Consider the following 26,346-nt stretch of genomic DNA (forward strand, 5'->3'; position numbering starts at 1 on the left):
CATGGATTTGGGCATCATGGCGTATGCGTTCCCGTTTCTGCTCGAGGGCGTCAAGATCACGCTTCTCATCGCAGTCTTCGGCATCGTTCTTGGTCTGCCGCTAGGAGTCCTGGTCGGACTTGCACGCGGATCGAAAAACCGGGTGCTTCACGGTTTTTGCGACGCCTATTGCGCGATATTTCGCGGAACGCCAATGCTGGTGCAGATCTTCGTGATCTACTACGGCCTGGCCCAGGTAAGTTTCATCCGGCACAACCCGGTTCTGTGGTGGATGATTGGCGATGGGCTCCATGCAGCCATCCTGGCCGTCGTACTGAACTCGGGCGCTTACACCGCCGAGACCTTCCGCTCAGCCTTCAACTCGCTTCCCAAGGGGCTGATCGAAGCCGCCCAAGCTTGCGGTATGAAACCATGGCACATTTTCCTTCGTATCAAGTTCCCGCTGGCGCTGCGACAGGCACTTCCCGCCTACAGCTCCGAGGTGGCCATTATTGTCAAGGAATCGAGCCTGGCTTCCGCGATCACGGTCCTGGAGGTCACCGGCTACGCCAAGCGGCTGATGAGCGAGACGTTCGCAGTGATGGATATCTTCGTCATAACCGCCGCCTTCTACCTCGTGATCAGCGTCATTGCGCTGATGGCGATGAAACTTCTTGAACGCCGGTTAGCCATCCCCGGCTTGAACCAGTCCTGAAAGGAAAGACCATGTCCAACCTCACTTTCATCGACCAGAACAACCTGCCCAAACCCCGCGAAGGCAAGCCTGCTCCAGACAGGCTGATCGAAGGCGATCCGCGCTTCCTGAGCTGGGACCTGGCACAGACCGCCGACGGAGTGGTCCAATCCGGCGTATGGGAGGCGACCCCGGGAGCCTATCGCTCGATCAAAGGCAACACTTTCGAGGTCTGCGTTATCCTGTCAGGAGTCTCCGAGCTGACCGAGGACGGGAAGGAGCCACGTCGCATCACGGCCGGCGACGCCTTTGTCATGCATCCGGGGTTCACCGGCGTCTGGAAGGTCATCGAAACCACGCGCAAGCTCTGGGTTAGTCGCGACTAGTCGGCTCCCGAGCTTTTCTTTGCAACCCAGCAGCAGTACCGGTTCATGACACAGACGCTTTCCACAACGATCAAATCGACGCCATACTGGTGGGACGATTGTGCCTTTCCGCCTTTGCCTAGGCGCGAACTCGATCGGAGCTGCGACGTGGCGATCGTCGGCGGCGGTTATACGGGTATCTCCGCCGCAATCGAGTTGGCGCGGGCAGGCAAGCACGTTCAGCTTTTCGATCGCCAGTCGCTCGGCCAGGCGGCTTCCAGCCGTAACGGTGGCATGGCAAGCGGTAGCATCAGGCCTAGCCGCAAGGAACTGATCTGTCGCTTCGGTTTGGATAGGGCGAACGGCATCCTCCTGGAAGGCCAGATCGCGCGGCAGGATCTTTGGCGGTTTCTCGACGCCGAGGGTATTGACGCCGACTTCATGCTTTCCGGGTTGTTCGAGGGCGCGATGACCGTCGACGAGACAGAAGAGCTCGGCCGTCATGCAGAGTTTCTTCGCGACAGCCTTGGCATCGAAGCCTTCGACGTCAAAGGATCGGACGTCCGCAACCATATCGGAACCGACCTCTATGTCGGTGGCATGGTCCGTATGGACATCGGCGGTCTTCAGCCCGCGAAACTGCTCGCCGGCATGATCCGCGTCGCGCGCGAGACCGACGCCATTCTGCACGAGAACACCGCGGTCCTGGGTTCGACCGGCGATGCCGCTGGCGTGCGGGTCACCACCGAGCGCGGCGACGTCCTGGCGAAGAAACTCCTTGTATGCACCGACGGATACACCGACGGGTTCGATCCATGGCTACGCCGCCGCTTGGTGCCGGTTCGCAGCCGGATCATAGCCACAGAACCGCTAGACAAGCAGGTCATGGACCGGCTGATGCCCACCCGCATGATGTACGGCGACATGCGCAAGCTGAGCTACTACTACCGGCCGTCGCCCGACGGGTCTCGTATCCTGTTTGGCGGACGCGACGGCACGACCGCAGGCGATCCGCTCACGCCGACTGTCAATCTGCGGACGGAACTCGCCAGACTTTTCCCGGAACTGGACACTATCGGCATCACGCACAGCTGGTTTGGGAATGTCGCCATGCACCGGGATATGATCCCGCGTATCTTTTCGCGCGGCAACACAATTTACGCGACTGGCTATTGCGGTTCCGGCATCGTGTGGGCGCGGTGGCTTGGCAAGAAGGCGGCGCTCAAGATCCTCGAAGACGCCGAGCAGCCGCGCTCGGCTTTCGACTTCGATCAGGCTCCCAAGGCCGTACCGTTTTACCGCGGCCGTCCATGGTTCATTCCGCTTGTGTACTGGATGTATGAGCGCCATGACCGGAAGACGCTGCGCCGTCGCAAGGATGCGTGAGGCGGCATGGCATTTCTGTTCCTCTGTGATGCAACCCGAGGGGCCGTGTTTGCCGAGGTGTTCTCGGAGCACTTGCCGGATGTTCGGTTCTGCATGGACCCGGACGCCATCGGCGACGACGACGTCCGCTTCATCATGACCTGGAACGTGCCGGAAAACCTTCGGCGATATCCCAACCTTGAGGCCCTGTTCTGTATCGGCGCGGGAGTCGATCAGTTTGCCGGGGCCTCCATTCCTCCAGGTGTGAAGCTCGTTCGCATGGTGGATGGGGGCATCACCAGGATGGTCGTCGAATATGTCGCTATGGCTGTTCTTTCGCTCCATCGAAATCTGCATCTCTATATCGATCAGCAGCGGCGCCGGGTCTGGAAGGAGCTCGAGCAACGTTCGCAGGCGGTTGACCGAAGGGTGTCCGTGCTCGGCATGGGCGTGCTGGGTGAAGCCGCACTTCCCGGGCTACAGCCCTTCGGTTTCCACCTCTCGGGATGGAGCCGGTCGCAGCGATCCATAGACGGCGTGACTTGCCACAAGGGCCAAGCCGGGTTGCGGGAGATGCTTGCAGGGACGGACATACTCGTCTGCTTGTTGCCGCTAACCGAGGATACGATCGGAATTCTAAACGACGACCTGTTCGGCGCCCTTCCGCGCGGCGCCTGTCTCGTCCACGCCGGCAGGGGACGTCAGCTCGACGCCGACGCGCTTCTGTCGTCGTTGGATAGCGGCAGGCTGTCGGGCGCGTTCCTAGACGTGACCGATCCCGAGCCGCTGCCACCAGAGCATCCTCTGTGGGCGCATCCGCGCGTGATTATCACACCGCATGTCGCGGCAAGCACGCAGGCGCAAAGCGCGGCGTTAACGACCGTGCAGAACGTAAAGCGTCTTCTCGTCGGCGCTGATCCAACGGGACTGGTGGATCATGCGGGACTTTCCGGATCCATTTCTTCCGATCAAAGATAACGAAAGGCTGGCAGGACATGAACGTTGCTGCAAAACCATCTACGCATCTAAGTGTCGCTTCACTGCCCACCGGCCTGTTCATTGACGGACAGTGGAGAGCCGGCACGGAGGGGAAGAACATAGACGTCATTGATCCATCGAACGGAGACGTGATCGTGTCAGTTGCGGATGCGACTGTCGATGACGCGATGGAGGCGATTGCGAGCGCACACAGAGCAGCGAAGGGCTGGGCGGCCACCGCTCCGCGCAAGCGTTCAGAGATCCTGCGCCGCTGCTTCGAGCTGATGATCGAAAACAAGGATATGTTGGCCGAGCTCATCAGCCTGGAAAACGGCAAGACCTTGAACGACGCGCAGGGAGAGGTGGCCTATGCTGCGGAGTTCTTTCGCTGGTTTGCCGAGGAGGCGGTTCGTCTCAATGGCGAGATATCGACGGCGCCAAGCGGGGCAAACAAGATCATCGTTCAACACCAGCCAATCGGCGTGGCTGTTCTCGTCACTCCCTGGAATTTCCCGGCTGCCATGGCCACCCGCAAGATCGGGCCGGCGCTGGCGGCGGGCTGCACATGCGTGTTGAAGCCTGCAACGGAGACGCCGCTGACAGCGCTCGTTCTGGCCAACCTTTACAAGCAAGCGGGAGTGCCTGACGGCGTGGTCAATGTCGTAACCACCTCGCAGTCCGGCCCAGTCGTCAGCGCCATGCTGAACGATCCCCGCGTGCGCAAACTCTCGTTTACCGGTTCCACCGAGGTCGGCAGGACACTCCTGCGCGAGGCAGCTGGCACCGTCATCTCGTGCTCTATGGAACTCGGCGGAAATGCCCCCTTCATCATCTTCGACGATGCCGACCTGGATGCGGCCATCGATGGTGCAATGGTGGCGAAGATGCGCAACGGCGGGGAAGCCTGTACGGCGGCGAACCGCTTCTACGTCCAGTCCGGTATTGCCGAAGCATTCTCCGCCGGGCTTGTCGAGCGCATGAAGTCGATGAAGGTCGGGGCTGGATACGATCCCAAATCGCAATGCGGTCCGTTGATCAACAGGAAGGCCGTCGAGCGGCTGACCGCCTTGGTAACCGACGCCACGACGAGAGGCGCCAAGGTGCTGGTCGGCGGCGGACCGCTCGACGGTCAAGGATACTTCTTCGCTCCAACGGTGCTGTCCGGCGTCTCGCCGGATTCGAGGATTTCGGCGGAGGAGATTTTCGGTCCGATTGCCGCCCTCACAACTTTCGATACCGAAGACGAGGTTATCGAGCTGGCCAATGCCACGGAGTACGGTCTCATATCGTATGTCTACACCCGAGATCTGGCGCGCGGCATGCGCGTGTCGGAACAGATGGACAGCGGCATGGTCGGGCTGAATCGCGGTCTCGTGTCTGATCCCGCAGCGCCATTCGGCGGAACGAAGCAGAGCGGGCTCGGCCGCGAGGGCGCCCACGTTGGGATTCTCGAGTTCTGCGAGACAAAGTACATCGCGGTCACTTGGTAGGGAGGTCGACCTGAGGGTCAGGGCTGGGGCGGCCAGGTAACACGCCCGGGGAGCCCTCGAAAAAATCATCGAGGACCTTTGACCTATGGGCCTCTCAAATAGCGCAGGCGACTTCGCTGCATCGATGTCGATCGAGGTACGATTGAATGGTTGATTAGAACACATCGAAAAGGCCCGCGATCGGATCAGCGGCAGCATTCGTCCGACCCCGCTCGTATCATCCCCTTCGCTATCGGAATTCTGCGGTGTGCCCGTTCACCTCAAGCTCGAACATCTTCAGGCCACGGGAAGCTTCAAGCTGCGAGGCGCCTTCAATGCGCTTCTTCAATTGACCGACGACGAGCGCGCGCGAGGCGTCGTTGCTGCTTCTACAGGTAATCATGGAAGAGCGTTGTCATTCGCAGCGCAAGCGTGTGGCGTGAAGGCGACGATATGTATGTCGAGCCTGGTGCCGGACAACAAGGTCGTCGAGATTCGCCGGCTTGGCGCCGATGTCCATATTGTAGGACGGTCACAGGACGAGGCGCAGGAAGAGGCCGAGCGGCTGGTCTTGAGCCAGGGATTGTATCCGATTCCGCCCTTCGATCATCCAGCGATCATCGCCGGCCAAGGGACGTTGGGGTTGGAAATCATTGATGCCCTGCCGGATGTCGCGACCGTACTCGTTCAGCTTTCCGGTGGTGGCCTCGCCTCGGGTGTCGCACGCGCGATCAAATCCAAGCGGCCCAAAGCGCGCGTTATTGGGGTCACGATGGAGCGTGGCGCGGCGATGAAAGCCAGCCTGGATGCTGGTCACCCGATCCAAGTGGAAGAATTCGAGAGCCTCGCGGATTCCCTGGGTGGCGGCATTGGTCTTCACAACAGGCTGACCTTCGCCATGTGCGGAGATCTCCTGGACGATGTCATTCTTTTGAGCGAGGCCGAGATCGCCGCCGGTATCCGACACGCCTACCTGCAAGAGCGCGAGATTGTCGAAGGCGCTGGTGCCGTTGGGATAGCAGCTTTATTGGCGAACAAGGTCAGCAGCCTCCGAGGTCCCACCGTGACCGTTCTGTCAGGCCGCAACATAGATATGCAACTGCATCGCCGTATCATAACAGACGAAACGAGCTCCAAATGAATTTCGCAAAACCGAAGATCTTGACCGAGCCTCAACTGAAGGGCTTGGTGAAGTTAGATCTCGACATCGTCCGCTGCGTGGAGGAGGCATTTCGCACCTTGGCCACTGGAAAGGTTGTCATGCCGCCCATCCTGCGGCTCGATATTCCCGAGCATCGCGGGGAAGTCGACGTCAAGACGGCGTATGTGCCAGGCCTGGACGGCTTCGCCATCAAGATCAGTCCGGGTTTCTTCGGCAATCCCGAGATCGGCTTGGCGAGCACAAATGGCTTGATGATATTGCTCTCTAGCACGACGGGTTTGGTGCAGGCGCTGCTGCTGGACAACGGTTATCTGACCGATCTGCGCACGGCCGCTGCCGGCGCGGTCGCCGCCAAGTACCTCGCCCGCAAAGACGCCTCGATTGCGGCCATCCTGGGCGCGGGACTGCAAGCCCGTCTTCAGTTGCAAGCACTCATGCTTGTCCGCCCGATCCGTTCGGCCCGCATATGGGCACGCGTGGGAGCCAAAGCCCACCTCGCCGCGCGAGAACTGTCCGACGAGTTGGGGATCGAAGTTGTCGCTTGCCCAACCCAGGAACAGGCCGTTGCAGGCGCGCATATCATTGTAACGACGACGCCAGCTGTGAGCCCGATCTTTTTATCGCGCTGGCTTGCACCCGGACAGCACATAACAGCAATGGGCTCGGATGCTGAACACAAGAATGAAATCGAGCCTCAGGTGATCGCCAGTGCCGACATCTATGTGGCCGACAGCTTGGCACAGACGAGACGTCTCGGCGAACTGCATCACGCCATCAAAGCGGGTGTCGTCGACGAGCACGCGCCTTTCGTCGAGCTCGGTCAGATCATAGCCGGTCAGGTAGCGGGGCGGGCAAGTGCCGACCAGATCACGGTCGCGGACCTTACCGGAACGGGGATACAAGACACCGCCATCGCCAACTTCGCATTCGCACGGTCACGGCAACTGATGGAGGGAAAGGCCGCCGAGCACTGACAGCCGTTCTTTGATTGACGTGTTCCTACTCGAGGAGACGCCAGCCGACGGCCTGCTGCCATTATCGGGAGCTAACAACGCCCATCGGAAATTAGCAGAGCAGCATCAAGCCAAATGTCATTCTTAGTCTAAGTTGGCTGTTAGATCGTCAAGGCCAGCGCCAGCGGGTTCGTTCCCCGGCCCCTTCCAGGCGTTTCATGGCATCCGCTTTGCGCCTGTATTCGGTCATTCGTGCCAAAGTCTCTTTGTTCCTAAAGCCGCCATTCGGTCATCCGGCCGGCGACGGGTGCACCGTCGCCTCGCGCGATAGGGACAGTCCCGCGAGAAGCGGCGCGTACGCGGCGAGCCTGCGGGATACGAACTCGGTGAAGAGCCGCACACGCTTCGTCTTGCGTGTCTCCCCCTGTGTGAGAAGCCAGAGTGTCCCATGCATGGGCAGGTTGGTGCCCGGCACCCTCACCAGCAGGGGGTCGGTATCGCCGACGAAGCATGGGAGTTTCGTCATCCCGATCCCTTGCTGCGCCGCGATGATCTGCGTCTCGGCGTCCGGAGTCCGGAACGGAGCTCCCGTGGGATGAACTTCTCCCTCGCGCGCCCAGTCCGGAATTCCATGATTGTCTATGACGATCCACCGGATGGGACCAGGCTTGCCCGCACTCAACGCGGCTAGTCGATCGCGAGACATATAGACGCCGCTGAACAACTGCGGTCCCTTCAGGCCGTGAAGATTGAGAGGCAGGGTCTTGCGGTCGGCGACAATACGGATCGCGACGTCGGCCTCTCGGTTGGTCAGATTTGCCACCTCGCCGGTAGTCAAGATTTCCATCTCGATGTCCGGATGCAAATGCGCGAAGTCGGCGAGATCCGGCATCAGCAAGTGTGTGGCGAGGAACGGTGGAAGCGTCACCCGCAAGAGCCCGCGCGCGCTCTGGTCGCGACCGAAGACGCGCGTCTCCAGCAAATGCGACGACGCTTCCATCTGGTGTGCGAGATCGAGGACCTCTTCCCCCGCAGCCGTCAGGCGGTACCCCGAAGGCAGCTTTTCGAACATCTGCGCCCCCAGGCTCTCCTCGAGCTGAGCGATGCGTCGCAGCACGGTCGCGTGGTTCACGCCCAGGCGCTTGGCGGCGGCCCGCACCGAGCCACCGCGCGCGACGGCAAGAAAATAGCGAACGTCATCCCAGTCGATCATGGTGCAATCCAGCACCACGTGGTGCGCCTTCCAAACCCCATATCTAATACACTGATCTGCAATAGTGCGCACGATATCGCGGCGTTCATTCGTCCGGCTGGATCGTTTTCGCACCACCGATGTGCGCGATTCCGCACTCACCGCCTGACTTCGGCGAACCCATTTTGAGCATCTCGATGAAACCTCACCGTACAGCCAATCAGCGAAAGACAAAAGATTATGAAAGCACTCGAAGGTAAAATCGCAGTCATCACGGGCGGAAGCAGCGGGATCGGGTTGGCCACAGCCAAGCGCTTCGTGGAAGAAGGTGCGCAGGTCGTGATCGTTGGGCGACGCGAGAAAGTCCTACAGGAGGCCGCAGCCCTTATTGGCAGAAACGTCACAACAGTCGTGGGCGACGTCTCGCGCCTGGAAGATCTGGATAGGCTCTACGCCACCGTGAAAGAGAAACATGGTCACATCGACATTCTCTTCGCGAACGCGGGCGCCGGGACAATCGCTCCGCTCGCGGCAGCTACCGAGGCCCATTTTGACCAGACCTTCGATGTGAACGTGAAGGGGTTGTTCTTTACGGTGCAGAAGGCGCTTCCCATCTTGAAAGATGGCGGATCGATCATTCTGAACTCTTCGGTCTCGAATGTGATGGGGCTGCCAGCGTTCAGCACCTACGCAGCAAGCAAGGCGGCTGTTCGCAGCTTCTCGCGGTCTTGGACCCAGGAGCTGAAGGACCGCAATATCCGCGTCAATACGATGAGCCCTGGCGCGATCGAGACTCCCGCCTTGGCGACAACGACCGGCCTTACCGCTGAGCAAGCCGAGCAAGCGGTCGCGCAGTTTGCTTCACAGATCCCAATGGGTCGCAGGGGCAAACCGGAGGAAATCGCGGCTGCTGTCACGTTCCTCGCCTCCGATGAAAGCTCCTACATCACCGGTATAGATCTCGCCGTCGATGGTGGTTGGGCGCAGGTCTGACCCGGCGTTAACACAGGATCGGAGAAGCATCATGAGCTACGCAATCATCGGCTTCGGCAATATCGGCCGAGCACTGGCCAAGGCGTTTGCCCGCAAGGGCATCGACGTGTCCGTTGCAACCACGCGCGACCCGGAAAGCTTTGCAGCCGATGCGGCCGCGATCGGGCCTACGATCATCCCCAAGAAGCTGGCGGACGCCCTCAAGGCGGACATCATGTTTTTGGCTGTCCGTTTCGAGTCGCACCCGGAGGTCGCGAAGGCGCTCGCCACCTGGCAGGGGAAGACCATCGTCGATGTAACCAATGCCTACGGCGTGCCCCCTGAGGAACTGGGAGGACAGCCTTCTTCCGGGTTCATCGCGCAGGCTTTCTCTGGCGCAAAACTAGTCAAGGGCTTCAACCATCTGGTCGCTGCCGTCCTTGATCAGGATCCGGCCGTTCATGGTGGCAGGAGGGTCGTGTTGCTGGCGAGCGACGATGAAAACGCCGCAGCGGAGATTGCTGTGCTTGCGGAAAAGCTCGGTTTCGCGCCGATCAAACTTGGCGGGCTTTCGGAAGGCGGATTGCTGGTCCAGGCGCGCGGAAATAGCTGGGGGCATCTGATCTTTAAGGACCTGGTCAAGTTCGACTGATGCACACGACGTGCCAACCGGCAGGGCCACGATGCACGGATCGGGTAGACGGTAGATCAGCCGAAATCGCCCCATTGTACGCCGCGCGCTCTTCCCAACCGTAAAGGAGATTCCGATGTACGACCAATCCAAGTTATCCGAGTTGATCGGGTTCGCACGTGTAGATGCGGGCTCCACTGTCATCGACGTTTACCCAGGCGACGGCGACTGGACGCGCCTCTTCTCCGACTCCGTCGGACCAGAGGGGCGGGTCTACAGCTTCGTGCCGGCCGAAGTCGCCCACTTCAAGAACGATCCGGTCGGCCGCATGCGGACGCTTGCGAAGGAGTCCGGCCGAGAGAACGTCGAAGCCGTTTCAGCTGACCTCGTCGCGCTGCCGGAAGCCAGGCAACCTGCGGATATCGTGTGGCTGCACCTGTTCTACCATGATCTCCACACCGCGCTGATCCAGGCCAGGGGCGCGACGGCGGCCCAGTTCAATCGAGTTGTCCACGAGCGGCTGAAGCCCGGTGGGTTCTACGTTATTGTCGACCACGCCGCCGCCGCAGGGGCGGGCACGAGCGATGCCCAGGCGCTGCATCGGATAGACCCGGCGTCCGTCCGCGAGGAGGTGGAGGCGGCCGGCTTCGTATTGGACGCGGAAAGCACCATACTCGCGAACAAGGATGATGCGCACTCGACCAAGGTGTTCGATCCCTCGATCAAGGGCGAGACCGATCGCTTCGTCTATCGGTTTGTAAAGATCTAACACTGAGCTATTCGCCAACGATGAGGTCGGCACTCGTACGGGAGGCGAGTGTTCGAAAACGAGGTTCAGTCGGTGTGGCGTCACGGGACCATGCGGAACGATACGGGAAGATTTCTGATTTTGGCCCACGAGAGCGGGCGATCCTTCTTGGCCGTAGCATGCCGTCTGCGAATTGTCGCAGGCATGCCTTACGGATTTAGTCGCCCGAGGTATGTCTACCGGCGTCTTGCGGTCACAGCCTGGCCGGGCGGGTTCCGCCCCCGCGCTCAAACCCGGCCGTGCTCTCGAAGTCGAAGAACTGCTGGATCGCAAGTGCCGACGCGCCACGGGACCAGACGTTGTTGTCCCAGTCAATTTCGATCGGCGGTGGTGTCGCGAACGACGATTCCTTGACGGCGGCAATGAGGGGCTCGAACAGTGCCGGGCCAAAGCGGACCGCTTCTCCGCCGACGATGACGACTTCGGGGTCGATGAGATCGATCAAGCCGGTGAGGCGTTGACCGATCTCACGACCGACATCTCCCAAATAGTCGAGCGCCAGCCCTTCGCCTGCTTCGACGGCCTGCTGCAGGTCCGCAGGGGCCTTGCGGGAGCGCTTGCGGATTTCATTCCACGCGCTGACCATGGCCGGCTCGGAGAGACGCCGATCCCAACCCAAGCGGTCCTGCGTCGCAATCGAGTCATCGCCGTCCTCGACGGGGAAACCGATCTCGCCGGCCGCGGATCGCGCCCCACGATGGATCTGGCCGTTGAAAATCAGCGCCGCCCCGACGCCCGTGCCTATGATCAACACCAGCACCGAACTGCGTCGCCGCCCGTGTCCGAAGAGCTGCTGGGCTATTGCGAACGCATTGACGTCGTTGTCGACCCAGACGGGCACGCTGATCTGCGACGCGATCATTTCCGCGATCGGCACGTTCCTCCATCCCAGGCGCTGCGAGACCAGACAGACGCCACGATTGACGTCGACCATGCCCGGCATCGCCATACCGATACCGACAAGTTTCTGCCGGCCCTCGCGCCGATCGCGCATAAGCATGGCCACGCCCTCTTTGACGGCATGGGCGACGGCCACGGGGCCGTGGTCGGGAAGCGGTAGTTCGCAGGCGCCTATCGCGCGGGTGGAAAGATCCGTGAGCGTGCCCTCCAGCCGACCCTCCGTCAGCTTGAACCCGATGGACCAATGTCTGGCATAGTCGATGCTGAGTGGTATCGGCCGGCGGCCGCCGCTGCTTTGGGTGCTCTTGCCTTCCACGACGATGCCTTCGTCGATCAGTGCAGCCGTGACGCCTGTCACCGCAGCTGGGCTTAGCTCCGTCATCGCAGCTATCTCGACCCGGCTTAGATCACCTTCACGCCGGAGGCAGTTGAGTATCAGGCGTCGGTTCATCGCCCGTGTCGTATTTTGATCCGCCTTGAGTTTCATGACTTACTTCATTCTGTGAATTAAGTATTGCATTAGCGCGCATGATGCCCTATGAAGGCTGACGAGATCAAGCCGCGCCGCGATCGGGCTGGTCTTTCCCCGGGAGGAGTTCCGGGCCGAGTTGAAGCAACTGTTGGCGCCTACGGGCGGCAATGGCAGGCGGTTTTGCAATGCACGCCTCGTCCTCCGAGGGCACCAGTTTGCCCCGACGGCGGAGCCGCGCGCGGAGGACAGACAGGAATGGCACCACAACTGAGGTCGTCTTCGCCAGGCGCCCAATGGGCTACGGTCCGCGTTGACGCGCACCAGGCGTCGAGCAGTCCGTCAGTTTGGGCGGATGGTGTGGTGACCCCCGACTTCAAGGGATTTGGCGGCTGCTTCAACGAACTTGGATGGAAGGCCCTTTCGCATCTTGACGAAAACGAGCGCGGCGAGGTGCTTGGTGCGCTGTTCTCCGCCGATGGCTGCGCCTTCAACTATTGCCGGCTGCCGATCGGTGCCAACGACTATGCGGAGGACTGGTACAGCCACAACGAGACCGAGGGGGACTTCGCCATGGAGGCCTTCTCGATAGCGCGCGACCGGCAATATCTGATCCCTTACATCAGAGCCGCGCGCGCGGTGCGCGGGGACGACTTCTACCTCTTTGCCTCGCCCTGGAGCCCGCCGACGTGGATGAAGTTCCCGCGGGCGCACAACCACGGAACGCTGATCTGGGAACCGCCCTATCGCCACGCCTATGCGAACTACTTCGTCCGCTTCGTCAAGGCCTACGAGGACGAGGGCATCCCGATCAATGCAGTGCACGTCCAGAACGAGCCGAACTCGGATCAGAAATTTCCGTCCTGCATCTGGACCGGCGCGAAGATGCGCGACTTCATCCGCGACGATTTGGGACCAGCCTTCAGGTCTGCCGGCCTTGATGCCGAGATTTGGGCGGGCACGATCGAACGCGGCGAGTTCAATGACTGGGCGGGAACCATTCTGTCCGATTCTGCCGCGGCCGCCGTCGTCAAGGGGATAGGATTCCAATGGGCGGGCAAGCACGGCGTGCAGCGAACGCGCCAGGCCTTTCCGGATCTGCCGATTATTCAGACCGAGAACGAATGCGGTGACGGCGCCAACAGTTGGGATCAAGCCCACTACGTCTTCGACCTGATTCAGCATTACCTGAGCAATGGGGCCGAGGCCTACCTGTACTGGAACATGGTGCTGGAGCCCGGAGGGGTCAGCACCTGGGGCTGGCGTCAGAACGCTATGGTGACGGTCGATCCGGTCACGCGCAACGCCACTTTCAACCCCGAATTCTATGTAATGAAGCATTTCGCCGGCTTCGTGCGACCGGGCGCGGCCGTATTGAAGACTGGTGGCCCGATGGCCGCAAACACATTGGCTTTTCGCAACCTCGACGGCGGCGAAATCTTCGTCGTGCAGAACGCGCAGGATACCGAGAGGACGATCACGGTCCGGGGCGGCCGTGAATCGGCAACTTTGAACCTTGCCCCCTTTTCCATAAGTACGCTCACTCTTTGAAACCAAGGGCGGGCGGAGCGTCCGCCCTCTAGGGAGGAAACCGAAATGAAGAGACTTTCAGGCTTGCCCACGCTGGGGGCAGCATCGCTTTTGGCCACGCTTTTTGCATCTACGGCGTTCGCGGATGTGACGGTCCACGTTCTTCGGCCGGAGGTACCGAATACCGAAAAAGCCTACCACGAAAAAATGGTCGCAGACTTCGAGAAGTCGCATCCAGGTGTCGATGTCGCTTTCGAATACATCGCCAACGAGGCCTACAAGCAGAAGCTCACAACGCTGCTGCAGTCGGATCAAAAGCCGGACCTCATTTTCAGTTGGGCGGGAGGCGTGCTCACGCAGCAGGCCGAAGCCGGCGTTCTGCAAGACCTCTCCGCATCCGTCACCAGCGATTGGGCGGCGACGATATCGGACGCCGGATTGTCGGCGTTCACTATCAACGGAAAAGTCTATGGCATGCCGGTCAATGCGAGCGATGTGGTGTTTTGGACCAATCTCGATCTCGCAAAGAAGGCCGGTGTCGACCCCGAAAGCATCAAGACCTGGGACGATTTTCTGGCGGCGGTCAAGAAGGCAAAGGAGGCCGGTGTCACGCCGATCATGGTTGGCGGCAAGGACAAATGGCCCCTGCATTTCTACTACGGCTATCTGTGGGTGCGCGAGGCCGGCAAGGACGGAATGGCCGCGGCCATTGGTGGGGAAGGCGACGGTTTCGCTTCGGCCCCCTTCGTGAAAGCTGGCGAGGACTTCAAGAAACTCGTCGATCTGCAGCCCTTCGAGCCGGGCTTCATGGATACCACGTTCGAGCAGGCAACTGGCCAGTTCGGCGACGGCAAGGCCCTGTTTCATCTCATGGGTGATTGGGAGTACGGGACCGAGAAGCAGAATTCGGTCAGCGGCAAGGGCATTCCGGACGACAAGCTCGGCACGATCCGCTTCCCAGCGGTTCAAGGTGGAGCAGGCCAGCCGACCGACACCTTTGGCGGCATCAACGGCTATGCGGTCATTGCCGGAGCACCACCGGAGGCGGTCGAATTCCTGAAATACATGACCGACGCCGAAAATCAGAAGCTTGCGGGCGCACAGGGCCTCTTCATTCCCATTGCCAAGGGCGTGGAAGAGAGCATTGCAAATCCCTTCTTCCGCAAGATGTCCGAGACGCTCGCTGTCTCGAAATTCCATCAGATCTTTCTCGATCAAGCGCTCGGATCCGATGTCGGCGCCACGGTTACAGACGTAGCCGCGGATCTGGCCCAAGGCGTCGTGACGCCAGAGGCGGCGGCAAAGACCGTGCAGGACGCCTGGTCCATGCGCTGATGGCTTCGGCCGGGCGTGAACTACGCGCCCGGCCCTTCAATCCATCCAGGGAGGATGAAAATGACCGAGCTTGCTGCGCCCGGATTGGCTCCGAGCATACGTAGTCGAGGGCGCTTCACCAGCCAAACCAGCGCACTGCTTCTGATGTTGCCGCCCGCGCTGGTACTTTTCACATTGTTCGTGGCGTTACCTCTGTTCGACGCCGCGTACTACAGCCTGTTCAAATGGAACGGCTACGGCACGCCGACCGATTTCATAGGCCTGGACAATTTCAAGCAGGCCCTGGGCCATGCCGTCTTCTGGCAAGCGGTGCGCAATACGCTGATCGTACTTGCGGTTTCCGTTTTCGTTCAGCTGCCCATCGCGCTGGGTCTCGCCCTGCTGATCTACGAAAAGACCCCCGCCAATACGCTGTTTCGCCTCATCTTCTTTCTGCCCTTCATCCTGGCCGAGGTAGCTTCGGGCCTGATCTGGAGTTTCGTATTTGACGGCAACACCGGGGTGGCCGCCGCTCTCTTCCATGCGCTGGGAATGGAGCCCGTCTTCATTCTCGCGGATCGCCACTGGGCATTCGCGGCCATTACGCTGGTCGTCGTCTGGAAATACTTCGGGTTTCACATGATGATCTACATCGCCGCCCTGCAGGGCGTACCGAAGGAAATGCTCGAGGCGGCACGGCTGGAAGGTGCCGGGCGCTGGGCGATCGTGCGCCATGTTCAGGTGCCGATGATCGCCTCGGCCATCGGTGTGTCGGTGTTTTTCTCCATCGTCGGCTCCTTGCAACTCTTCGACGTTGTGATCCCGCTCACCAACGGTGGCCCGTCGAACTCCACGCATACGATTGTCACCTATCTCTACTCGTTTGGTCTCACCCGAACGCGTATCGGCTTCGGCAGTGCTGTCGGTGTCATGCTGTTCGTCGCCGCAGTCGCTGTCGCCGTCCTCTACCAACGCCAGATAAGCAAGGGGAGCCGGTCATGAATGCGTTCAGATTTCTTCCAGCGCTTGGAAAAGCCGCCGTCCTGCTTGTCTTCACCGGTTTCGTGCTGGGGCCGTTAACGGTCGCCGTCTTTGGCGGCTTCAAGACCAATGGCGAACTGCGCGTCAATCCTTTCGGCATCCCGCAGCAATGGGACTTCGAGTTCTACGCCGCCATGCTGGGCGATCCGGCCTTCTGGCGCTACATGGGAAACTCGCTGATTATATCGCTGTTGACCGTGTTTTTGACCCTGATCGTCTCAGCGGCGGCGGCTTATGTGTTCGCTCAGATCCGCTTTCTTGGGTCGAGAATGATGCAAGCCTATCTGCTGGCGGGCCTTGTCTTTCCGTTCGCCACGGCGATCCTACCGCTGTTCATCAAGGTGCGCGACCTCGGGCTGCTCGACAGCTACTGGGCCGTTATCCTGCCCCAGACCGCTTTTGGCCTCTCGCTTTCGATCATGCTGTTCAAGACATTCTTCGAACAGTTGCCGAAGGATCTCTTCGAGGCGGCGCATGTCGAAGGCTGCGGATATGTCAGGTTCTTCTGGCAATTCACACTACCCCTCTCAACGCCGATCCTGGCGACCGTCGGGGTGTTTGTCTTTGTCCAGAGCTGGAACAATTTCCTGCTGCCGCTCGTCGTCATCAACTCGCGGGAACTGTTCACCTGGCCACTCGGAATGATGCAGTTTCGAGGCGAATATCTCTCGGAGTGGAACCGCACCCTGGCTTTCATATCCCTGACAATTCTGCCTGCGGTCGCCTTCTTCATCGCGGCCCAGAAATACATCGTTGCCGGATTGACGGGAGGGGCGGTCAAAGGCTGACCGTTTCTGTCGGATACCAAGAAACTTAGGGAGGAATTCATGGCCGCTGTCGAACTTTCAAGCATCAACAAGACCTTTGGAGCTGTCGAGACCATACCCAACCTGACGCTCTCAATTCCTCACGGCTCTTTCACCGTGCTGGTCGGTCCGTCCGGCTGCGGCAAGTCCACTCTGCTCAGGATGGTCGCCGGTTTGGAAAAACCGACGAAGGGATCGATCGCCATCGGCAACCGGGACGTCACCCACGAGGAACCGTCAAAGCGGGGCATCTCAATGGTCTTCCAGTCCTATGCGTTGTTTCCTCACATGACCGTGGAACGGAACATCGACTTCGGTTTGCGGCTTGCAAAGGTTCCGCAGGCGGAACGCGAAGCGCGCGTCGCGGCGGCTGCTGAGGTGCTGCACCTCAAGCCTCTACTGCAACGCAAGCCGGCGGCACTCTCCGGCGGCCAGCGCCAGCGCGTCGCCATCGGGCGCTCGATCGTCCGAAACCCGGAGGTTTTCCTGTTCGATGAACCGCTTTCCAATCTCGACGCGGCACTGCGTACCCAAATGCGCGTCGAACTCGCCGATTTGCACAAGCGGCTTGATGCGACGATGATCTATGTCACCCACGACCAGGTCGAGGCGATGACGCTGGCAGACCAGATCGTCGTGATGAATGCCGGGCGTATCGAGCAAGTCGGGTCGCCGATGGAACTCTACGACACGCCGAACACCTTGTTTGTCGCCACCTTCATCGGGTCCCCACGCATGAATCTGGTATCGGGAGATGCCGCAAAAGCGGAAGGCGCCACCACGATCGGCGTGCGTCCCGAACATGTCGCGATAGACAGCGTCAATGGCATCTGGGCGGGGAGGCTGCGTTTCGCAGAGCATCTCGGTAACGAGACGATCGCCTATGTGGAGTCGGATGTGGGCGAAATCATCGTACGCATCGCAGGGCACCATGGCCTCAAGGAAGGGACGCTGCGCATGACACCTGACCGACTGCAGCTGCATCGCTTCGATGAGAACGGCCGACGAATTTCAGCTGTAAACTGACTTTGTCCCGCAATGTAGAAACTGCAGCTGGCCCCGAGGACGGTCCGCTCTTTCCAAAGGCTACCGGCGCTACCGTGCGATATCTCGCGCCATTTAAAGGAGTTTTCCAATGACCACCGATTTCTTCGGGGGAATCGAGTCCATTCGCTATGAAGGGCCGGATTCGACCAATCCGCTGGCCTACCGGTTCTACAATCCCGACGAAGTCGTCGCCGGCAAGCGGCTGGAGGACCATCTGCGCTTTGCCGTTGCCTACTGGCATTCCTTCGCCTGGCCGGGCGGCGACCCGTTCGGCGGCCAGACCTTTGACCGGCCGTGGTTCCCCAAGGCGGGCGGCACCGACACGATGGAACTGGCCAAGCTGAAGGCCGATGTCGCCTTCGAGATGTTTTCGCTGCTTGGCGCGCCGTATTTCTGCTTCCATGATGCCGATGTGCGGCCGGAAGGTCGCGACTTTTCCGAAAGTGCTGCCCGCCTCGACGAGATCGCCGACTATTTCGCCGGCAAGATGAAGCAGACCGGGGTCAAGCTGCTTTGGGGCACGGCCAATCTGTTCTCCAATCGCCGCTTCATGTCGGGCGCGGCCACCAATCCCGATCCGGATGTGTTTGCCTATTCGGCGGCGACGGTGAAGAGCTGCCTCGATGTCACCAAGCGGCTGAAGGGCGAGAACTATGTGCTGTGGGGCGGCCGCGAGGGCTATGAGACGCTGCTCAACACAGACCTTGCCCGCGAGCAGGAACAGGCCGGGCGCTTCCTCAACCTGGTCGTCGACTACAAGCACAGGATCGGCTTCAAAGGCACCATCCTGATCGAGCCGAAGCCGCAGGAGCCGACCAAGCACCAGTACGACTATGACGTCGCGACGGTCTACGGCTTCCTCAAGCGGTTTGGGCTGGAGAAGGAAGTGAAGCTCAACATCGAGCAGGGCCATGCGATCCTGGCCGGCCATTCCTTCGAGCACGAGCTGGCGCTGGCCAATGCGCTCGGCGTGTTCGGGTCGATCGACATGAACCGCAACGACTACCAGTCGGGCTGGGACACCGACCAGTTCCCCAACAATGTGCCGGAGATGGCGCTGGCCTATTACCAGGTTCTGCTGGCCGGCGGCTTCAAGACCGGCGGCACCAATTTCGACGCCAAGCTGCGCCGCCAGTCGCTCGACCCGCAGGACCTGCTGATCGGCCATATCGGCGGCATGGATTGCTGCGCACGCGGGCTGAAGGCCGCTGCTCGCATGGTCGAGGACAAGGCGCTGTCGGGTCCGCTGGCCGAGCGTTATGCCGGCTGGAACACGGCCGAGGCCAAGGCGATGCTGTCGGGCAAGCGCACGCTGGAGGAGATCGCCGAGCGCGTCGTCAAGAAGAAGATCGAGCCGCAGCCAAAGTCCGGCCGCCAGGAACTGCTGGAAAACATCGTCAACAGGTATGTGTGAGAAATGGAACGCCAGCCAGCTATGGTAGCCGGCAATAATGGGTCACCTTTTGCGATCTGGGTATCGCCTCCATGACAAGTTTCGATCAGTCGGGGCCCGAACTTGGCGCAAACGCGGCACGGCTTCTCATCGAAAGGATCGAGGGACGTACGAAAAGCGTGTTCGTGACGATCGCACCGAAAGTCGTGGCACGTGGCAGCACAAAGATGCTTAGAGTGGAGATTGCTGCCCAATCTAAGATCACTGGGGCAGAAGATATTGAGCGTTTCCCAAAGCCTCGCGACAACATCCTAGTCGAGTTCGATGATGCTGCAGCCATAGGCCGGGAGCGACAGCTTACCGCCGCGTACTTTGCCATCGCCGAGCAAATCCTTGCCCGCGGGGACATTGCCGATGCTTGCCGGCTCGCCCAGCGTGTTGAGGATGAACAGCAGGCGGCGGTCCTTGCTCTCGCGGATGGTCGCTTCGACGCCGGCCGGCATGTCGGCGATGAGTGGCACGATACCGGCGGGCGCGAGCACCTGATCGGCCAGCACCTCGACCAGAGCATCGCTGAGGTACGTGCCGAGGTAGATCACATTGCCCTTGCCGACTTTGCGCGAAGTCATCGCGGCTTGGCCCTCGGCGAAGCGGCTGGCCCAGCTGCCGATAACCTCCGTGCCGGGCGCGACGTTAAGCAGCTCATAAAGATGCGCCGCCGTCACCTGCGCATTCCCGATCTTGAGCTCGTATTGGCGGCTCGCCGACGTTGCCGGCAGCTTCTTGCGCACCGTGTTGGCGCCGAAGCGGCCGCCATGCTCGAACATTCCGTCGCCGCCGATCGGCGTCAGCAACCCGAACTCCTCGACCGTGATCCCGGCCAGCGCCGACAGCCTCTTGCCCGGCGAGGTGTCGCGGATGACGTGGTTGTTGACGTCGCGTGATCCGGTGCGGCCGCCCAGGATTACCGTTCCACCCGCCTTAGCGAAGGCCTCGATCCGCGCCGTCCACGCATCGGTCCATTTCAGCCAATGCGGCACGTAGAGCGCCTTGAGCTTGCTGAGATCATCCTCGGGATGGATGAAGCCGCAGGCGATGTTGTGGCGGTAGCAATAGCGGTGCAGCAGCGTCGCATCGTCCTGCGGGCTCGGCATGCCGATGGGGCAGGAGCGGTGCATCTCCTGATTGTCGAAATCTGATCCGGCGATGCCCAAATCCATGCGCACATGCGTGCCGAGGATCTTGTCCTTGAGTGCCGTGACCTCACCCGCAAACTGCTTGGCCTCGTCATAGCGCCGTCGCGGGATGTCGTCGTGATCGATGATGCCCATCCAATAGATCTCGGCGCCGAAATGCGCCGGCCGCCAGCGGAAGAACATCACGCCATCGGCGCCGCGCGCCACCGAGGTATAGGCCATGCGGCGCATCTCGCCGGGTTCGGGTGTCAGCGTCGAGAAGTTCGGCTGCGCACCGAAGCCCGATTGCTGCTCGGGCACGATGAAATTGCCGGTGAAGCCGCGGCAGATGTCGAGACGCAGCGCCTGCGCCTCGCCGACGCTTCCGACCCGCTGCATCTCGTCATCGAGATGCGGGTAGATGTCGAAGCCGAGAAAATCGAGATCGGTCGAGAACTCGCCGCGGAAGTCGATGTCGTCGATCCGCCCCAGATTGTGGAAGACGAACCAGTCTGGATTGGTGGCGCGCAGGATCAGTACCTGATCGTGCTGGAACCGCGCCGTGACGAAGGCGAGGAAGCGGTGATAGTCGACCACATGGGTCGGCCCGACCGGCGCAGGGGCGTAGTCGAGCGGCAGCACCACTTGATCGAAATCGTCGTAGGCGGTGGCCCAGAAATGCCCACCCCAAGCATCGTTGAGCGCGGCGATGGTCTTGTACTTGTCCTTCAGGAAGGCCTGGAACTCGGCCAGAGTCACCGGACCGTAGGACAGCGATCCAGAGGTATTGAACTCATTGTCCGTCTGCCAGCCGATGATGTGCGAATTGCCGCGATAATGCTCGGCCATCGCTTTAGTGATGCGCTTCGAATGCTCGCGGAACACGCCGCTCGCAAGATTGGCGTGCTGGCGCGAGCCATGGCTCATGGCGCGGCCATTGGCATCGACGCGCAACACTTCGGGATAACGCGCCGTCAGCCAGCGCGGCGGCGTCGCCGTCGGCGTGCACATGATGGTCTTGATGCCAGCCTTGCCCAGCACATCTATGGCGCGGTCGAACAAATCGAAGTCGAACGTCCCCTCATGCGGCTCGATAATATGCCAGGCGAATTCCGCAAGTCGCACCGCGTTGAAGCCCGCGGCGGCCATGCGGTCGACGTCGCGCTGCCAATAGCTCTCATCGACATGCTCCGGGTAATGCGGGGTACCGACGAGGAAAGTGTCGGTCGCGATCGGCCGCCAGACAGAGAGCGGCGTGGATTTCGAGGCGGTCGTCATAGTCGGAAAACTCCAGGCGATAGTCTACTTGATGGCGCCGGCGGTGAGGCCGCCCTGCCAGAACCGCTGCAGCAGCAGGAATACCACGATGACCGGGATGATGCTGACCAGAGCGCCGGTGATGATGATCGAGAACAGCACCTGTCCGCCGCCACCACCTTGCTGCGCGAGCTGATACCAGGTCGCAAGGCCCACCGTGATCGGCTGATATTCCGGCGTGCGCAGTACGATGAGCGGCAGGAAGTAATTGTTCCAGGTCCCGACGAACGAGAGCAGCGCCACGGTCACCATGCCCGGTGCCACCAGCCGCAGCACGATGGCGCGGAAGATCACGAACTCGCCGGCGCCATCGAGACGCGCTGCGTCGAGCAGTTCGTCGTCGACGCCCTGCTCGATATAGACCCGCATCAGATAGACGCCGATCGGCGAGATCATCGAGGGCAGGATCACGCCCAGCGGATTGTCGCTCAGACCCGAAAGCGCCAGCAGCAGGAAGGTCGGCACGACGAGGGCCGTCTGCGGGATCATCACAGCGCCCAAGACCAGCGCAAACAGCAGATTGCGGCCGACGAATTTGAATTTAGCTAACGCATAGCCTGCCGCGGTAGCCAAGATCGCGGCACCGAGCCCGGCGACGGTCGAATAGAGCAGGCTGTTGAACATCCAGCGCATGAAGACGCCGTTGTCGCGCGCCAGAAGATCGCTCAGATTCTGCCAGAGGTTGAACTCGGTGCCGAAGCCGAAGCCGAACGTGGTGAACAGGTCACCATTCGTCTTCGTTGCCGACAGGACCAGATAGACCAGCGGCATGAAGCTGTAGAGGAGGAACAGTGACAGCAGCAGCGTGAGCATGATCCGCGAGCGCCGCCTTTCGCCGGGCCGGCGCCTGGCAGCCTCGAAAATGGCGATGTCGGTGGTCGCAGTCATCATTGCTCCGGCCGACGGCGGTTGGCAATCAGGGTGAAGATGTAGGAGGCACTGGCGATCACGATGCCAAGCACGAACGAAACGGCGGCCGCATAGCCATACTGCTGGTTCTTAGTCGCCAGAGAATAGGCATAGAGGTTCGGCGTGTAGCTCGAATTGATGGTGTTACTGGCGAGCGCGCGCATCAAGTACGGCTCATTGAACAGCTGCAGTGTGCCGTTGATCGAAAAGATGATGGTGAGCAGGATCGCCGGCCACAGCAGCGGCAGCTGGATCATCCGGGCAAATTGCCAGGGCGAGGCGCCGTCCATCCGCGCGGCCTCGGCGAGGTCCGACGGGATCGCCTTCAGCGCGGCGTAGTAGATCACCATATTGTAGCCGACATATTCCCACGTCACGATATTGGCCAATGAGAAGATCATCGCGCCCGGCGACAGGAAGTCCGGCGGCGGCAGGTTGAACGCCTTGGCCATCTGCGTGAATGGGCCGAAGGTGGGGCCGTAGAGATAACCCCAGATGATCGTCGCGATCACGCTCGGCACAGCGTAGGGGAGGAAGAAGCCGAGCCGGAAGACGCCCTTGGCATAGACCTCGCCACGATCGAGCACGATGGCGAACAACAACGCCAGGGCCAGCATGATCGGCACCTGCACGATGCCGAAGAGAACGAGGTTCCACACGCCGCCCCAGAATTTGGCGTCATCCGCGACCTTGATGTAGCTGGCTGCACCCGCGAACTGCCGTCCGCCCACCAGCGTGTCGCGGTAGAGGCTCATGTAGGACGCATAGACCAGCGGCGCGACGATGAAGGCCATAAACAGCAGCATGAAGGGCGCCAGGAACAGATAGGGCGCGAGCTTTCGTGACGTAAAACCGCCCAATCGAGCTGGGCGCGTCGCTGCGGTTGGCGAATTCGACATTGCCATGGGTCCCCCGTCCGGCAAGATGAAGAGATCGGGCGCGCCGATCAAGGCGCGCCCGGCCGGTGCCCGGGAGGAGCTAGGCCACGGTGAAGCCTTGGTCCTTCGCGTAGGTGACCACGGCGTCCTGGACGCGGTCGAACGCATCCGACAGCGTGCCCTTGCCGCTGATCGAGGCGCCGAATTCATCGGACATCGACTGGTAGAGGAAGCCCTGGAACGGGCTCCACTCAAACGGCGCCACGGCACTCGCCGATTTGGCAAACACTTTGTTCACCTCCTGGCCGCCGAAGAATTCCGGCTTGGCGCTCGCCCATTCCGGGCTCGACAGCAGCGCGTTGGTGCAGGGGAAGAAGTTTTGCTTGGTGGTGTAGAGCTTTGTGGCTTCGGGATTCGTGTTCAGCCAGATCGCGACTTCGGCGGCCTCGGGCAGATGCTGGGTCGCTTTCATCACGGCCAGCGATGAGCCACCCCAAGCGCCAGTCACGAACTTGCTCGCGTCCCACTGCGGCAGATCGGCGGCACGCCACTTGCCCACGCTGGTCTTGGCGACCGAGGTCAGGAACAGCGGACCCCAGCCCGCAGCGAGCCAGGTGGCATAGCGACCCGTGTCGAGACCGGTGTACCACTCATTGTTGAAGCCCGGCTTGGTCTCGATAACACCCGCGGTGATAAGGTCCTGCCAATAGGCGGCGAAGTCCTTAGCAATCTTGTCGTTGATCCTGATCACGAGCTTGTCGCCATCGCGGCTGACCGGCTTCCAGCCCATCGGCCACAACAGACCCAAGACCCAATCGGCGTTGGCTCCGAACGGCGCGTCGGTCATGAACACAGTCGGATCGGCCGCATGGATCTTCTTGCCCGCATCGGCAAACTCGGCCCAGGTGGTGGGCGGCGTGATCCCATGCTTGTCGAAGATGTCCTTGCGATAGAGCATCGCCATCGGACCGTAATCCTGCGGCGTGGCGTTGACCACATCGCCCATGGCGACCTGCGCCCATAGGCCTTCGGGGAACTCGCCCTTATGGGCATTGGCGTACTGGCCGATGTCTGCGAGGGCGTCGACCTGGCGGAAGCTCTCGAGGTGCTGGTATTCGATCTGGGCGACGTCCGGCAGGCCGCTGCCCGCCTGCAGGCCCGCGCGGAGCGCGTTATACAACGGGTCCCCCTGGCCGGGATTCACGAGTTCGATCTGGATGCCCGGATGCGCGGCGTTGAACATGTCTACCTCAAGCTGGAGATTCGGCACCCACGACCACACAAGCACCTTGACGGGCTCGGCACCGCGAACTGCCGCAGGCAGACCCGCTACCGCAACGCTCGCACCCGCAACTTTCAAGAAGTCACGACGCTGCATCGTCCGCCCAAGCGGATTGAAAATCTTCGTCATTGAAGTCCTCCCACGAAAGATACGCTCCCACACGACGCAGGGCGCGGTTTTTCTTTCAGTTAGAAACTTAATGCCGAGATTCAGTCGCTGTCAATCGCGATCGTTTGATCTTAGTCGGCCATCACGAGGCTGTCGGCAGGGTTGAGGGTCGTCGCATCGAGCACCAGGCGCACCGCTCCAAGGACGATATCGCGGTGCCCCAGCGCGCCGATCACGAGGCGGGGTGGGTCATTGCCCTTGAGGCGATGCCGCAGCACATCGAGCACCAGATCACCGCCGCCGACGACCCGGCCCGTCAGTACGATGATTTCGGGGTTCATGAAGGCCCACCGCCATCGTCGCATAGTCGAGCAGTTCGGTCACGACCGGCGCGATTTTGCCGGCCTGCCGGTCGGTGACGGCAGCCAGGGTGAGCTTCCCCGCCGCATAGTGCGCTCACACCAAGGACGAACTCGGCGGCAAGATCGGCGTATAACCCCAAAAGGCGGGACCCGGATCGCTGTCGCGACCCGGGTCCAATTGAAGTCGCAGCGGGCAGACGTAAGCATGCTCGATGTGACCCCACAAGGCCGGGAAGGGAGACGAACCCCGCCTTATTCGCTTACTTCATGTATTGGACAAGGTTGTCGACGGTGATGAGCGCGGTGCCCGTGTCGACGAACTTGGGCACGTTTTCGCCCTTGATCGCCTTGTAGGTGGTCTCGGCACCGATTTCGCCGATCTTGGACGGGAACTGCATGACGGTTGCCGCTTCCGTGCCGCCCTTGATAGCGACGAGTTCGGAGTCGGCGCCGTCAAAGCCGACGACGATCACCGACTTCGGGTCGATGTTGGCGTTGGCGAGAGCCGAGATGGCGCCTTCGGTCGGGCCCTGGCAGGCGCCGTAGAAGGCGGCGACGTCTGGGTTCGCAGTCAAGATGTCTTCGGCAGCGCCCACAGCCTTTTCAGCGCCGCAGCCGGTCGAGACGTTGCCACCGACAATTTTGTAGCCATTCCCGAGACCCTCGGCCATGCCCTTCAGACGATCATCGAGCGAGGGCACACCCGGCACGCCGGCGATCTGTCCGACAGTGGCGCCGGCCGGAATGTGGGCCTTGAGATATTCACCGGCGAGCTTGCCGCCCGCGAAGTTGTCGGTGGCGACGAGGGCGGTTTTGCCGGCCCAGGTCGGGATGTCGTTGTCCATGAGGACGACCTTGATCCCAGCGGCGACAGCTTTATCGAGCGCGGTCGCGACGGCAGGATCGACCGGCGTTATCGCGATGCCCTGGACACCCTGGGTGATCATGGATTCGATCAGCGCTATCTGGCCTTCGATGTCGGTGCCCGACTTCGATTCCGCGTAGAACATCTCGACGTCGGGATGCGCGTCGGCGAACGTTTTCCCACCGCCCTTGAGGATGTCGAAGAAGCCGCCCGGGAACTTCAGGATGAAGCCGATCTTGACCTTGTCGGCGGCCATCGCGCCCGAGAGCGTCATGGCACCGACACCGGCCAGCATGGCGGTGACGAGCACGGTACGTAGTGTGTTTTTCAGCACGGTAGAAACCTCCCCAAGATATTGTTCGCGTTACTGAACATCACAGCG

Annotated in this window: 24 protein-coding genes; 16 read left to right on the forward strand and 8 right to left on the reverse strand. The window is 61.0% G+C overall.

Going from position 1 to position 26,346, the window contains the following annotated elements; translation table 11 throughout:
• Window position 1: 1 nt before the first annotated feature.
• From AC1DX6_RS06050 to eutC, 7 genes are all read left to right on the forward strand, one after another.
• Window positions 2-694, forward strand: a complete 693-nt coding sequence (locus AC1DX6_RS06050; RefSeq protein WP_477311795.1) for an ABC transporter permease — start codon at window positions 2-4, stop codon at window positions 692-694.
• 11 nt (window positions 695-705) lie between these two features.
• Complete coding sequence (locus tag AC1DX6_RS06055) at window positions 706-1,059, forward strand: cupin domain-containing protein (RefSeq protein WP_477311796.1); 354 nt, start codon at window positions 706-708, stop codon at window positions 1,057-1,059.
• A gap of 147 nt (window positions 1,060-1,206) precedes the next feature.
• A complete protein-coding gene (locus AC1DX6_RS06060) occupies window positions 1,207-2,424 on the forward strand; it encodes an NAD(P)/FAD-dependent oxidoreductase (RefSeq protein ID WP_477311797.1) in 1,218 nt (405 codons plus the stop codon).
• 6 nt (window positions 2,425-2,430) lie between these two features.
• A complete protein-coding gene (locus AC1DX6_RS06065; protein WP_477311798.1) occupies window positions 2,431-3,381 on the forward strand; it encodes a 2-hydroxyacid dehydrogenase in 951 nt (316 codons plus the stop codon).
• Window positions 3,382-3,398: 17 nt separating this feature from the next.
• Window positions 3,399-4,871, forward strand: coding sequence for an NAD-dependent succinate-semialdehyde dehydrogenase (locus AC1DX6_RS06070; RefSeq protein WP_477311799.1), 1,473 nt, complete (start codon window positions 3,399-3,401; stop codon window positions 4,869-4,871).
• 163 nt (window positions 4,872-5,034) lie between these two features.
• On the forward strand, window positions 5,035-5,991 hold the full coding sequence (gene eutB, locus AC1DX6_RS06075) for a hydroxyectoine utilization dehydratase EutB (RefSeq protein ID WP_477311914.1): 957 nt from the start codon (window positions 5,035-5,037) through the stop codon (window positions 5,989-5,991).
• The gene (gene eutC, locus AC1DX6_RS06080) at window positions 5,988-6,986 is read left to right on the forward strand and encodes an ectoine utilization protein EutC (RefSeq protein WP_477311800.1); all 999 of its coding nucleotides are present in this window, start codon (window positions 5,988-5,990) and stop codon (window positions 6,984-6,986) included. The genes eutB and eutC overlap by 4 nt, the downstream gene beginning before the upstream one ends.
• A 268-nt stretch (window positions 6,987-7,254) precedes the next feature.
• On the opposite strand, the gene AC1DX6_RS06085 is transcribed toward eutC, so the two are convergent.
• Window positions 7,255-8,178, reverse strand: coding sequence for a LysR family transcriptional regulator (locus tag AC1DX6_RS06085; RefSeq protein ID WP_477311801.1), 924 nt, complete (start codon window positions 8,176-8,178; stop codon window positions 7,255-7,257).
• Between the two features lie 219 nt (window positions 8,179-8,397).
• Here AC1DX6_RS06085 and AC1DX6_RS06090 point away from each other — a divergent pair, with 219 nt between their 5' ends.
• From AC1DX6_RS06090 to AC1DX6_RS06100, 3 genes are all read left to right on the forward strand, one after another.
• Entirely contained in the window at window positions 8,398-9,150 is a 753-nt protein-coding gene (locus AC1DX6_RS06090) for an SDR family NAD(P)-dependent oxidoreductase (protein ID WP_477311802.1), read from the forward strand.
• 31 nt (window positions 9,151-9,181) lie between these two features.
• A complete protein-coding gene (locus AC1DX6_RS06095; RefSeq protein ID WP_477311803.1) occupies window positions 9,182-9,781 on the forward strand; it encodes an NADPH-dependent F420 reductase in 600 nt (199 codons plus the stop codon).
• A 115-nt stretch (window positions 9,782-9,896) separates the two neighbouring features.
• Window positions 9,897-10,529, forward strand: coding sequence for a class I SAM-dependent methyltransferase (locus AC1DX6_RS06100; protein ID WP_477311804.1), 633 nt, complete (start codon window positions 9,897-9,899; stop codon window positions 10,527-10,529).
• A 232-nt stretch (window positions 10,530-10,761) separates the two neighbouring features.
• Here the strand turns inward: AC1DX6_RS06100 and AC1DX6_RS06105 are convergent, their stop codons facing one another.
• Window positions 10,762-11,955 (reverse strand): ROK family transcriptional regulator, encoded by a 1,194-nt coding sequence (locus AC1DX6_RS06105; RefSeq protein WP_477311805.1) that lies wholly within the window; start codon window positions 11,953-11,955, stop codon window positions 10,762-10,764.
• A 345-nt stretch (window positions 11,956-12,300) separates the two neighbouring features.
• Between AC1DX6_RS06105 and AC1DX6_RS06110 the strand changes: the two genes are divergently transcribed.
• The 6 genes from AC1DX6_RS06110 (at window position 12,301) to xylA (ending at window position 19,089) form a co-directional block, all read left to right on the forward strand.
• Entirely contained in the window at window positions 12,301-13,488 is a 1,188-nt protein-coding gene (locus AC1DX6_RS06110; RefSeq protein ID WP_477311806.1) for a glycoside hydrolase family 30 protein, read from the forward strand.
• A 45-nt stretch (window positions 13,489-13,533) separates the two neighbouring features.
• Window positions 13,534-14,802, forward strand: a complete 1,269-nt coding sequence (locus AC1DX6_RS06115) for an ABC transporter substrate-binding protein (RefSeq protein ID WP_477311807.1) — start codon at window positions 13,534-13,536, stop codon at window positions 14,800-14,802.
• Between the two features lie 60 nt (window positions 14,803-14,862).
• Window positions 14,863-15,783 (forward strand): carbohydrate ABC transporter permease, encoded by a 921-nt coding sequence (locus AC1DX6_RS06120; RefSeq protein ID WP_477311808.1) that lies wholly within the window; start codon window positions 14,863-14,865, stop codon window positions 15,781-15,783.
• On the forward strand, window positions 15,780-16,610 hold the full coding sequence (locus AC1DX6_RS06125; RefSeq protein WP_027030997.1) for a carbohydrate ABC transporter permease: 831 nt from the start codon (window positions 15,780-15,782) through the stop codon (window positions 16,608-16,610). The genes AC1DX6_RS06120 and AC1DX6_RS06125 overlap by 4 nt, the downstream gene beginning before the upstream one ends.
• A gap of 39 nt (window positions 16,611-16,649) precedes the next feature.
• Window positions 16,650-17,654, forward strand: coding sequence for an ABC transporter ATP-binding protein (locus AC1DX6_RS06130; protein WP_477311809.1), 1,005 nt, complete (start codon window positions 16,650-16,652; stop codon window positions 17,652-17,654).
• A 109-nt stretch (window positions 17,655-17,763) separates the two neighbouring features.
• A complete protein-coding gene (gene xylA, locus AC1DX6_RS06135) occupies window positions 17,764-19,089 on the forward strand; it encodes a xylose isomerase (protein ID WP_477311810.1) in 1,326 nt (441 codons plus the stop codon).
• Between the two features lie 290 nt (window positions 19,090-19,379).
• Here the strand turns inward: xylA and AC1DX6_RS06140 are convergent, their stop codons facing one another.
• The 6 genes from AC1DX6_RS06140 to AC1DX6_RS06165 all read right to left on the reverse strand — a co-directional run bounded on the left by AC1DX6_RS06140 (window position 19,380) and on the right by AC1DX6_RS06165 (window position 26,298).
• Window positions 19,380-21,521, reverse strand: coding sequence for a beta-galactosidase (locus tag AC1DX6_RS06140; protein WP_477311811.1), 2,142 nt, complete (start codon window positions 21,519-21,521; stop codon window positions 19,380-19,382).
• 24 nt (window positions 21,522-21,545) lie between these two features.
• On the reverse strand, window positions 21,546-22,448 hold the full coding sequence (locus tag AC1DX6_RS06145) for a carbohydrate ABC transporter permease (protein ID WP_477311812.1): 903 nt from the start codon (window positions 22,446-22,448) through the stop codon (window positions 21,546-21,548).
• Window positions 22,448-23,368: a carbohydrate ABC transporter permease gene (locus AC1DX6_RS06150; protein WP_477311813.1), complete on the reverse strand. Its 921-nt coding sequence runs from the start codon at window positions 23,366-23,368 to the stop codon at window positions 22,448-22,450. The genes AC1DX6_RS06145 and AC1DX6_RS06150 overlap by 1 nt, the downstream gene beginning before the upstream one ends.
• Window positions 23,369-23,447: 79 nt before the next feature.
• Window positions 23,448-24,758: an ABC transporter substrate-binding protein gene (locus AC1DX6_RS06155; protein ID WP_477311814.1), complete on the reverse strand. Its 1,311-nt coding sequence runs from the start codon at window positions 24,756-24,758 to the stop codon at window positions 23,448-23,450.
• 110 nt (window positions 24,759-24,868) lie between these two features.
• Window positions 24,869-25,078, reverse strand: coding sequence for a hypothetical protein (locus AC1DX6_RS06160; protein WP_477311815.1), 210 nt, complete (start codon window positions 25,076-25,078; stop codon window positions 24,869-24,871).
• Window positions 25,079-25,359: 281 nt separating this feature from the next.
• Window positions 25,360-26,298 (reverse strand): sugar ABC transporter substrate-binding protein, encoded by a 939-nt coding sequence (locus AC1DX6_RS06165; RefSeq protein ID WP_477311816.1) that lies wholly within the window; start codon window positions 26,296-26,298, stop codon window positions 25,360-25,362.
• Between the last annotated feature and the right edge of the window lie 48 nt (window positions 26,299-26,346).

It is taken from the genome of Mesorhizobium sp. P2_C4 (genome assembly GCF_056404575.1).